The organism is Methylophaga lonarensis MPL, assembly GCF_000349205.1.
GTDB classification, from domain to species: domain Bacteria; phylum Pseudomonadota; class Gammaproteobacteria; order Nitrosococcales; family Methylophagaceae; genus Methylophaga; species Methylophaga lonarensis.
Window position 1 is genome coordinate 41,972 of record NZ_APHR01000039.1, and the last position, 9,667, is coordinate 51,638.

At 45.2% G+C, this 9,667-nt stretch carries 9 protein-coding genes; 5 read left to right on the forward strand and 4 right to left on the reverse strand.

The annotated features are described in order from the left end of the window. Positions 1–10: 10 nt before the first annotated feature. The 5 genes from MPL1_RS07815 (at position 11) to MPL1_RS07835 (ending at position 7,850) form a co-directional block, all read left to right on the forward strand. Positions 11–3,073, forward strand: a complete 3,063-nt coding sequence (locus MPL1_RS07815) for a type I restriction endonuclease subunit R (RefSeq protein ID WP_009726588.1) — start codon at positions 11–13, stop codon at positions 3,071–3,073. A gap of 2 nt (positions 3,074–3,075) precedes the next feature. After that, positions 3,076–4,020, forward strand: coding sequence for a hypothetical protein (locus tag MPL1_RS07820; RefSeq protein ID WP_009726589.1), 945 nt, complete (start codon positions 3,076–3,078; stop codon positions 4,018–4,020). Positions 4,021–4,023: 3 nt separating this feature from the next. Further along, positions 4,024–5,748 carry an RNA-directed DNA polymerase gene (locus MPL1_RS07825; protein ID WP_009726590.1) on the forward strand — a complete coding sequence of 575 codons (1,725 nt, stop codon included), beginning with the start codon at positions 4,024–4,026 and terminating at the stop codon, positions 5,746–5,748. Between the two features lie 303 nt (positions 5,749–6,051). Beyond that, positions 6,052–7,254 carry an OprO/OprP family phosphate-selective porin gene (locus MPL1_RS07830; protein ID WP_040576998.1) on the forward strand — a complete coding sequence of 401 codons (1,203 nt, stop codon included), beginning with the start codon at positions 6,052–6,054 and terminating at the stop codon, positions 7,252–7,254. A 68-nt stretch (positions 7,255–7,322) separates the two neighbouring features. Continuing rightward, the gene (locus tag MPL1_RS07835) at positions 7,323–7,850 is read left to right on the forward strand and encodes a hypothetical protein (protein ID WP_009726592.1); all 528 of its coding nucleotides are present in this window, start codon (positions 7,323–7,325) and stop codon (positions 7,848–7,850) included. Between the two features lie 55 nt (positions 7,851–7,905). On the opposite strand, the gene MPL1_RS07840 is transcribed toward MPL1_RS07835, so the two are convergent. From MPL1_RS07840 to MPL1_RS13470, 4 genes are all read right to left on the reverse strand, one after another. Continuing rightward, positions 7,906–8,220, reverse strand: coding sequence for an HPF/RaiA family ribosome-associated protein (locus tag MPL1_RS07840; RefSeq protein ID WP_009726593.1), 315 nt, complete (start codon positions 8,218–8,220; stop codon positions 7,906–7,908). Positions 8,221–8,327: 107 nt separating this feature from the next. Beyond that, positions 8,328–9,011 (reverse strand): GGDEF domain-containing protein, encoded by a 684-nt coding sequence (locus MPL1_RS13275; protein WP_327036643.1) that lies wholly within the window; start codon positions 9,009–9,011, stop codon positions 8,328–8,330. 17 nt (positions 9,012–9,028) lie between these two features. Continuing rightward, on the reverse strand, positions 9,029–9,154 hold the full coding sequence (locus MPL1_RS14300; RefSeq protein ID WP_268743760.1) for a hypothetical protein: 126 nt from the start codon (positions 9,152–9,154) through the stop codon (positions 9,029–9,031). 17 nt (positions 9,155–9,171) lie between these two features. After that, positions 9,172–9,667 (reverse strand): 7TM diverse intracellular signaling domain-containing protein (locus tag MPL1_RS13470; protein ID WP_200858793.1); only part of this gene is annotated, 496 nt, incomplete at its 5' end.

The window sequence follows — 9,667 nt, forward strand, 5'->3', positions numbered from 1 at the left end:
GATATAGATAATGTTTAACGAACAAACCGTCACAGAGAATGGAATGATTGACCGCTTAAAGGGTTTAAGCGGCGTAAAGTGGACCTACTGCCACGGTGAGAACCTGCCCAAGCAAGCGCAGGATATCTTCGTTGATGAATGGCTTAAAGATGCGTTGTGTTCGTTAAACCCCGATATTGCTAAGCAGCCGGATTACGCTGATGAAGTGATTTATAAGCTGCGTGGTGTGGTGCTGGAAGCGCGTCATACCGGCTTGGTAAAAGCCAATGAGAACTTCCATGAATGGTTAATGGCCGAAAAAACCTTACCCTTTGGTGAGAATGGCGACCATATCACCATCAACCTGATTGATTTCGACAATATCGACAACAACCACTTTGTGGTGTCACAACAGGTGCACTACATCGCGGCCACCGAAGTCTATTTTGATATTGTGCTCTATGTGAACGGTATTCCACTGGTGGTGGGCGAAGTGAAAACCGCGACTCGCCCGAGTGTGACCTGGCAAGATGGTGCGGCCGATTTTATGGGCGGTAAAAAGCACTACTGGAAAAATGTTGAACCCTTTTTCGTGCCGAATCTGCTGTGTTTTTCCAGCGAAGGAAAAACCTTTGCCTATGGTGCCATCAATGCCCAGGTAAAAGACTGGGGCCCATGGCATCATACTGAGCAGCGCGAGGAAGTCTTACCGGGTTTGGCATCGGTTTTGAATAGTTGTGAAGGCTTGTTAAATCCACAAACTTTATTGCAACTTCTGGAAGCTTTCGCATTATTTTCCACCGTAAAAACCGGCAAAAACACCCCACCAAAACGCACTAAAATTCTCCCACGTTATCCACAGTTTGAAGCAGCTAAACAAATCGTTGAGCGCGTCAAAAAAGGCTATCCACGGAAAGGTCTGATATGGCATTTCCAAGGGTCGGGTAAATCCTTATTGATGCTTTATGCTGCCAGAATGCTGCGCACGGATAACACACTTAAAAACCCAACAGTATTGGTGGTGGTTGATCGTAAAGATCTTGATACGCAAATCAACGAAACCTTTGGTGGGGCAGATGTTAAAAATCTGATAAAAGTACAAAGCTGTAAAAAGCTGGGGCAATACATCGAGCAAGATAGCCGCGGCATTTTGATTACGACAGTATTTAAGTTCAGAGACCTTGAGATTGATGATAGTAATTCTAAAGGACTCAATGACCGAGACAATATCATTGTGCTGGTTGATGAAGCGCATCGTACTCAGGAGGGTTCGTTAGGCGACAAAATGCGTTGGGCATTACCGAATGCTTTCTTTTTTGGTTTGACCGGAACACCTGTATCAGGACTAGAACGCAACACTTTCAAATTGTTCGGTGCCGAAGACGACCCCGGCCGTTACATGAATCGATATAACTACAAACAATCGATTCGTGATGGCGCTACTAACCCAGTTAAGTTTGAACCACGCCTAGCAGAACTTCGGGTTGATAGGGCTGCAATAGATGAAGAGTTTGAACGGCTTGTTCGTGAGAACAATCTTGATGAAGAGGAGAAAGCCGCTTTATCAAAACGAGCGGGTAAACTGGCCGTAATGCTAAAAGCGCCTAAGCGCATGGCCGCGATTAGTAATGATATTGCTGAACATTTCATTAGTCATGTGAAGCCAAAAGGTATGAAAGGCATGGTCGTAGTATACGACCGAGATGCCTGCGTACAGATGTATTACTTGTTGGCTGGAAAATTAGGAAAAGATGCTGTTGAAGTGGTCATGAATGTTGACCAGGCGCCTATCAAAGTGACGGATGGAAATAAAAAAGACAAGGTCAACAAAGACTGGCGTAAGTGGAAAAATGAATTAGAGCTGCATATTGAACAAGCTGATTTTGAGCGATGGCAGTTGATTGATGGTGATGCACACAAACAAAAAGATCTGATCGAAGGCTATAAAGATCCTAGTCAGCCACTGCAATTGCTGATTGTCACTGCCAAGTTGCTCACGGGCTTTGATGCGCCTATCTGTTATTGCATGTATTTAGACAAACCCCTGCGAGATCACACACTGCTTCAAGCCATGTGCCGAACTAATCGATTGTATGAGCACAATGGCCAGCAAAAAGAGATGGGGTTGATTATTGATTATCTTGGTGTGTTTGAGAATTTACGCACTGCACTTGCTTATAACCCAGATGAGATTGAAGGAGTGGTCGAAGGTATTGAGGCATTTAAAGAGCTTTTGCCTTTGCAGTTGCAGAAGTGTCTGGACTTTTTCCCTGGTGTGGATCGTTCGTTAGAGGGTCTTGATGGTGTATTGGCTGCTCAAGAATGCCTACCGGATAACAAAAAACGCGATGAGTTTGCTGCTGCTTTTGGTGTTTTAGCAAAACTTTGGACGGCGATTAACCCTGATCAATTTTTAACACCATTCAGAGTCGACTATCGATGGTTGGCTCAAATCTATGAGTCTGTTCGGCCTGTTGGCCAGACTGGCGCCTTAGTATGGGCAGCCTTAGGGCCTGAGACCATCAAGATGATTCATGAACATACGGATATAAATCGTATTCGTGATGATATTGATGAGTTGGTTATGGATGAAAACGCCATCTTTACGCTCACGGATAAAGAACAAGCGCAACGTGCCCGTAGACTCGAAGTTGATTTGATGGGGCGTTTAAGAGGGCATGATGACCCTCGATTTGTTGCATTAGGGGAGCGATTGGAAAAGCTCCGTGAAGAATATGAAGCGGGTGTAATCAAAGCCATTGATTGGTTGAAAGGTTTGTTGGATGTTGCCAAAGATAGCGTTAAGGTTGAGCGTGAAACCGGTGATCACCCGGTGACCGAAGAAGATAACGTTCAAGCGCTCACCAAGTTGTTTTTGGAAACAAGGCCCAGCAGTACACCAATAGTTATTCAGAATGTAGTCGAACAAATCGACAAGATTGTTAAGGCCACACGGTTTGATGGATGGCAAACCTCCAACAGTGGCCCACGAGAAATTCAGAGAGCCTTGGTTGTTACGCTTGTTCAATTTGGGCTTGGCAAAGACAAAGAATTGTTTGATAAAGCCTATGCATATGTTGAAGAGCATTATTGATAATGGACAGACTCATTCAGGTAAAGGATATACCTTCATCACTCTGGTCTGAGCCTGAGAAAACTCTATTTTTATCAAAATCTTTAACTGACTCATGGAAAAAGCTATTAGCCTCTGAAGGACTAGAGGATTTGGCTATTGAAAAGTCTCCTGAAGGTTTCACAGGGGGCATGAATAAAGAAGACACTGATAAACATCTTGCTTGGCGGTATACCGGCTCATGTGGCCGTGTTGTGATGACCTGTTTGGATCCCAAAAACCATCTGAGTGAAGTATCAGATGCTTATGCTAAAACCTTTGCTGGTAACAGGGTCTTGCTCGTTGATATCCCGTGTGGTTCTGGCGCAGGGGCGGTTAGCATTATTACAATACTTATCGAGTTGAGAAAGCATGGTGTTCTTCCACGACTTCCCTTAAAGCTGAATATTGTTGCTGCTGATATTTCCGAGTATGCACTGGGATATTGTTCAACACAGTTAAAGCAGCTAGTTTCCCTCGCTAACGAACAGGCGATTGAAATTGAATATGAAACTCATCATTGGGATGTGACGGATAAGATCAGTACTGCTGACTTGATAGAGCGTTTAAATATCCTTAATCAAGGTTGTGATTCTAGATTGCTATTGCTAACAAATTTCACAGACTTTCTAGAAAAAGAGAATAAGTGGAAATTAGCAGAGCCACAATTCGAACAACTTTTTATCCATAGCCGAGGGAAGTTCAGCACTGCAATATGGATAGAACCCCAAAAAAATAATGTAGCGAATTTTTTTGCAAGACTTGTGGGCTGGTTCAATACCAAGTTAATAAAACTTTTTAAAAGTGACGATGTAAAGCTTAGTACAGATTATGCGATTACGGATGCAGAGTGTAAGCATCCTCTAAAAAATCATAAATTTAAGATCGGTTTGAGTGTAAAGCGTCTGCAGTTGCCGGTGAAGGATTGATTCATGGATAGCACAATCGCTTTAAAAGCGCTGAATCAATATCGAAAGCGGGATGTGCTTCCCTACTTAGGATTACGTTACTATCTGGATAACAAATCTGCAAGAAGCCAAAGATGGTTTGAGGAAGTCGCCACAAAACTTGCTACCGATAATATAAATTCTCCATACATCAGAACGTTTCACTTTAAGGAGCGGGAGCCGAGCGGAGAATATACGCATCGTGATGTATATTTGCCTTCGCCAAATGAAGCACTGGCAGAAATTGTTTTGATAACTGAGCTATCAAAACATACGAATTTCCAGCCCAAGCCTTATGTATATAGTTACAGATTATCGGATCATAATGATACTTCGGGTGTTTTTATTCCGTATTTCAACGGGCTGAAAGATCGGCAGAGAGATATTGCTGAGGCATGTAGAGTAAAAACTGATGGTGTCGTTCTTTACACCGATATCAAACGTTTCTATCCCAGCATCAATAGTCATGATGCCCAATCCGTGTGGAGTAGAGCGGCTGCTCATGCAGGGTTGAGAAGGGAGCATGTAGAGCTTGGTGAGGCATTTCTAAGAAAACATCATGATAAATGCTTGAAAGATGGCTCAGGCAAAGGGCTGCTGACTGGGCCTGTCTTTAGTCATATCATCGCAAACTTATTACTTGATGAAGTTGATTCTTTCATGCACGACTTAACAGAAGGACATTATTGGAGGTATGTAGACGATATTGTTTTGGTTGGTGCAGAAGCCGATGTTGATCAATGGCGAGAGTCGCTCCAGCAGAAGTTAAATAAATATGAATTACTACTTCATGACGGAGCGAAAGACTTCAAAGTTGATTCCGAGGCCTGGCTAGATGGTGAAAAAGACTTTGAGACTGATATCAGTAACCAATGGATTTCACTTATTGCTGATACAAAAAGATACTTGATTAAAAACCCCTCAGAACACGCTTTCCAGGTTCTTCAGCAACATTTCCGACAAAAAGATATTCGAATTCCTCTAATTGACTATTCCATAGCAGCTAAGGAGGTAACGACTTTATTGAGCTTTAGTCGTTGGTTGAAAAGATACAGGACATGGTCTTACAAAAATATCAAGAGGATTACGCCCGAACATTTAGCGATCCTTGCCTACAATACCCGAACTGAGTTAATGAATCAGATAGATAAATTGCTTCATATGCATAACAGATCTGATGTCTATGCTAACAAGAGGCTCATCCCTAAATTGAGATTTATTGCAGGAAGGTTAGTGCTTCTTGCATCTAGGGTCGAATTGTCGGAAGTTTCTGATAGATTGAGAACATTTCCAGAGCTGAGCTTTTTGTGCACGATAATGGATTGCGTTGCTTCAAGGGATGTTTCGGAAGTTCTAAAAATGGGCGCGAACGCGACGCAGGCTGCCTGCCAAGTCTTAAATTCATCACCAGAACCAGTGAGCTTTAACATTGAGCATTACGATGAGATTGTTGAGTTATCACTTGCCGTGTTAGCACTGAATGGTATTGATTTTGAGGTACCGAACACATCGTCTAAGTTAAGACAGTTTGCCCTTGGCCAAGAATTAAGTGGCTTAATGACTGATGATGACACGTTTATAAAAGAAATTAGCTGTCTGCATGGAAATACTGCTCCGAGACATGAATCGATGTTAAAACAAGCTTTTGATGTGGATGAAGACTTGGCTCTAGATGTTATTAATCAATTACAAAACTCAAGTCATTGTTAAATCTGGCTGATTTTTCCGCTGAAATCCGAACTAACCCTCAAATGAGGTTTGGTTTTTGATAAAAAGTTGGTTTTGTGTGAAAAGCAATAGAATAAAGATCTGACAAAACATGTTTACTGCCCTTCGACGATGCGAGTATCCCTAGCGCTGCTTCGGAAAGGTGGTGAATATTATTTCACTTCAGCAACCAACTCTCAGGAATCCAGCCAGGCATTGATGTTTGTGCATCTGCTCAGAAGTTCCCGCTTGTTAAGTTTTGTTTAAGTATGTTTAGCTATCCTGCGAACTATGAATTTTTCCTATATGAAAATTTCCCGGTCTGCAGGGGGCAAAGCGGCATTGGCGACGGCATCCATGCTGGTCTTATCGATGTTTAGCAGCAGTGCAGTAGCGGAAGAATCTGTCGAAACGAATGTGGCAAAACCTGCGTGGGATTTCCGCGTGGCGGGTCGTTTGCAGTTGGACCGTGGCTATTTTTACAACGATAAAGGCACTGAGTTTGACCATGGAGATAATGTCCGTCGGGCGCGATTGGGCTTTCGTGTACGTTATGGTGATCATTGGTCATTTTCCCATACTTACGACTTTGCTCGTGATGGCCTGGAAGGTATTCGCGATACGGTGTTGCAGTACCGGGACGGGCAGGGCATGCGTTACACCATTGGCCATTTCAAGGAGCCGTTCAGCATGGAACGGTTAACCAGTGTGCGTGATCTGACTTTTATGGAGCGGTCACTGGCCAGCACACTGGCGCCGCCGCGTGCTAAAGGTGCTGAAGTTCATTATCACGATGAGCGTGGCACAGCGGCAATAGGCGTGTTTACCGGTGGCTTTGAAGATAGTACGTTGAATACGCGTTATGGCGTATCGGCCAGAAAAACCTTTGCGCCACGCAGCAAAGATGGCGATATCCTGCATTTTGGGGGTTCTGTCGCCTATCGCAAAACCGACAGCAGTGATGAGGTGCGTTTCAGGCAGCGCATGGAAACCCGGAACTCGGATGTGCGGCTGGTAGATACTGGCAGTTTCCTGGCCGGTAACTTTACTTATTTTGGTGCTGAAGCGGCTTATGCCCGTGGACCGTTTGCGGTTCAGTCTGAATATATTCATGCCATGGTGCGCAATGCTCGTGCCACACGGGCCGACAGTGGCGAATCGGTGAACTTTAATGGCTGGCATATTGACCTGTCGTGGATTTTGACGGGTGAAGATCAGCCATATCATCTGGAAAAAGGCACTTTTGGTCGGATCAATCCCCGTAATGGTGTGGCTAATGGTCAAGGTGGCTTTGGCGCTGTCCGAGCGGCTGTACGTTGGAGCAGCCTGAATTTGAATGATGAGTTTGTTCGTGGCGGTTCACAGCAAAACCTCGGTGCCAGTGTGACCTGGTATGTTAACGATCACATTACCTTACTGGGCGAATATGTTCGGGTAATCAAACTCACTGGCACGCATAAAAACGCTTCGCCCTATGTCTATCAGGCGCGTTTGCAACTTTCTTTCTAGCTTCTCAGCAGAGCACGGCGGGACAACGTAGAATAAGTGCTGGATAAAGCTCTTTCGGAGGGCCCTGCATGACACATATTCTTCTTGAACCCGCGCAACAGGGCTTACTTGATGCAGCCATCGCACTCGGCGACTGGATGCAGGATCTGCCAAAACTGACAGAATCTGATATTGCAGCGATTCGTGCAGTGCAGCAAAAACTTCGTGGCTTGCCCGAATTATCGGACGGTACACTTGCCATGTATGGCTTTTCTATCGAATCCGGAGATGAACAATCGGGTCTGGTGCGTGGCTGGGATGTCTCGCTTGAATACATGGCTAATGATCCCGAGCAACAAGGTGGACTGGAATTATTCAGTTCGTGGTTGCCGATACCGGAATCATCTGAAGCAGCAATACTGGCAGAGAAAAAGGCTAAAGAACTCTACTTTCACTGGCCGGTAGGCGATGTCTGTTGCCGAACAGATACTGAGAAGTCTGAAGCCTGGATTCAGCAATTACAGCATCCAGAAGCGCTGTTAAACAGCGGTGATCGTTTACGAATCGAGATTGTTTTTCAGAATTATTATTCAGCGGTTGATTTTGCCCCGGCATGAGAACAGCCCGTTTGCGTGGCTGTTCTCAATTGGCAATATGGCCGGATTAGGTGGATTATCGGTTGTTGAGTTTGCCGAGCGTGCTGCTCAGTTTTGCCTGTAATTTCTTGCTGGCGCCGGCAATGGCTTCGTGAATGGTATTGGCATTATGGCTGACGGCCACTGGTTGCAAGCCTTCCAGCCGCGCTTCCATCAGGCAGCGTTTATCATCATCACTTTTCTTGGCACCGTTTTCGTCGCTCAGGTGAACCTCTACACGGGTCACATGTGATGCGAAGTGGCGCAGACCCTCTTTGACAGTGGTTTCAACGTGGTGTGCCAGTGCGTCATGGCCTTCGATATGACTGTCAGTGTTGGTTTGGATTTGCATGAATTCTCCTCGTGTCGTTGTTGTCGTTATGACGGTTTTTACCCTCGATATTATCTATGAGGGTGCAAATGCTGCGTTTCAAGTTAAGTCCACAAAATAGCCTGTTTTCAATTCATAACCACCCGGTTCTTACCCGCGTCTTTTGCCTGGTACAGTGCTTTATCAGCACGCATCAAGGCTTGTTCCAGAGGCTTGTCTTCGTCGGGTTGCAGCTCACTGATGCCCAAACTGATGGTGTGAGGTATTTGAATGTCATTGAGAGTGTGTGGCGTTCGGGCAAAGCGTTGTCTTAGTCTTTCGGCCAAGGCCACAACATATTTTGGTTCAGGTGACTCTGCCAGTAACAGAAATTCCTCACCGCCGTAACGCACCAAAATATCTTGAGGTCGGCTGAGTTGGGTCATCATATCGGCAAGTTGTTGCAACACCTGATCGCCAGCCCGATGTCCGTGGATATCATTGACCTCCTTGAAGTTGTCGATATCAATCAAAATAACCCAGAGTCTTTGACGTGAATCATCGGAGTTTGACCAACGCTTGAACCAGCGTTCCAGCAAGCGGCGATTGCCAATGCCGGTGAGTGCATCATGTTGTGACTCTCGTTCTGCCTGTTCGTAGCGATACTGCAAAATCCTGACTTTTTCCGACAGTGCCAGCAGCAATGTAAATGACTCCAACAGGCTGGCCATTTGCGTCAGTAACAGCGGGTTCATGCCCCAGTTAAATACACTGGTACTGGCCGACAGCAAACTCAGCAACAGACCTGCCACAAATACGCTCCAGGCCAGCACATACCAACGAGCATAAATTAAACCTCGGCGATAAAAATACCAGCCAATATGGGTAAGGCTGCTGTCGCGGCGATGGAGGCAAAGGCTAAATACAGGACAGCAGGGTAGTGGCCAGCCAATCTGGCGCCAATGCCTATCAGCATGATCAACTGAAACGCAGTCAGATAGCGCCACAGCCTGGGTGTCTCTTTGCGAATATCAAAGAAATGTTTGCTGAACTCGATAGCAAACAGGACAAACAGCATGAAGATGATATGAAAGCTGTTGTTGTGCACTGCGGGGAGTTAGGCCAGAAATGCTGAAAAGCAAAGCCGTTGAGACTGAACCACAGCATTGTATTACTGACCAGATACAAGCCATAGACAAGAAATAACGGGGTTTTGAGTGACAGCCAAAGTAACAGGCTAAGCACAATCAGGGCGATACTGGCGCCGTAATACAAGCCAAAGGCAAATTGTTCATCTATTCGCTGCTCTTCAAACTGCTGTTTTGAGGACAACAGGAAGCGCAAGGTATTGGAATCGGCTACCCACATTCCGGTTCGGATGTAGACGATTGTCTGGTCATGAGGCTCTGTGGTGAAACTAAAGGCAGGTTTTCTGTAGGCGATGGGTCGCTCTGAAAAGGGTTTGTGATCATCCAGAATGATGGTCTGA

Coding starts and splice junctions, on each gene's coding strand:
- MPL1_RS07840 (WP_009726593.1), bottom strand. CDS start 8,220: ATGCAAATCCAAACCAACACTGACAGTCATATCGAAGGCCATGACGCA.
- MPL1_RS07815 (WP_009726588.1), top strand. CDS start 11: ATGTTTAACGAACAAACCGTCACAGAGAATGGAATGATTGACCGCTTA.
- MPL1_RS07835 (WP_009726592.1), top strand. CDS start 7,323: ATGACACATATTCTTCTTGAACCCGCGCAACAGGGCTTACTTGATGCA.
- MPL1_RS07820 (WP_009726589.1), top strand. CDS start 3,076: ATGGACAGACTCATTCAGGTAAAGGATATACCTTCATCACTCTGGTCT.
- MPL1_RS07825 (WP_009726590.1), top strand. CDS start 4,024: ATGGATAGCACAATCGCTTTAAAAGCGCTGAATCAATATCGAAAGCGG.
- MPL1_RS07830 (WP_040576998.1), top strand. CDS start 6,052: ATGAAAATTTCCCGGTCTGCAGGGGGCAAAGCGGCATTGGCGACGGCA.
- MPL1_RS14300 (WP_268743760.1), bottom strand. CDS start 9,154: ATGCTGATAGGCATTGGCGCCAGATTGGCTGGCCACTACCCTGCTGTC.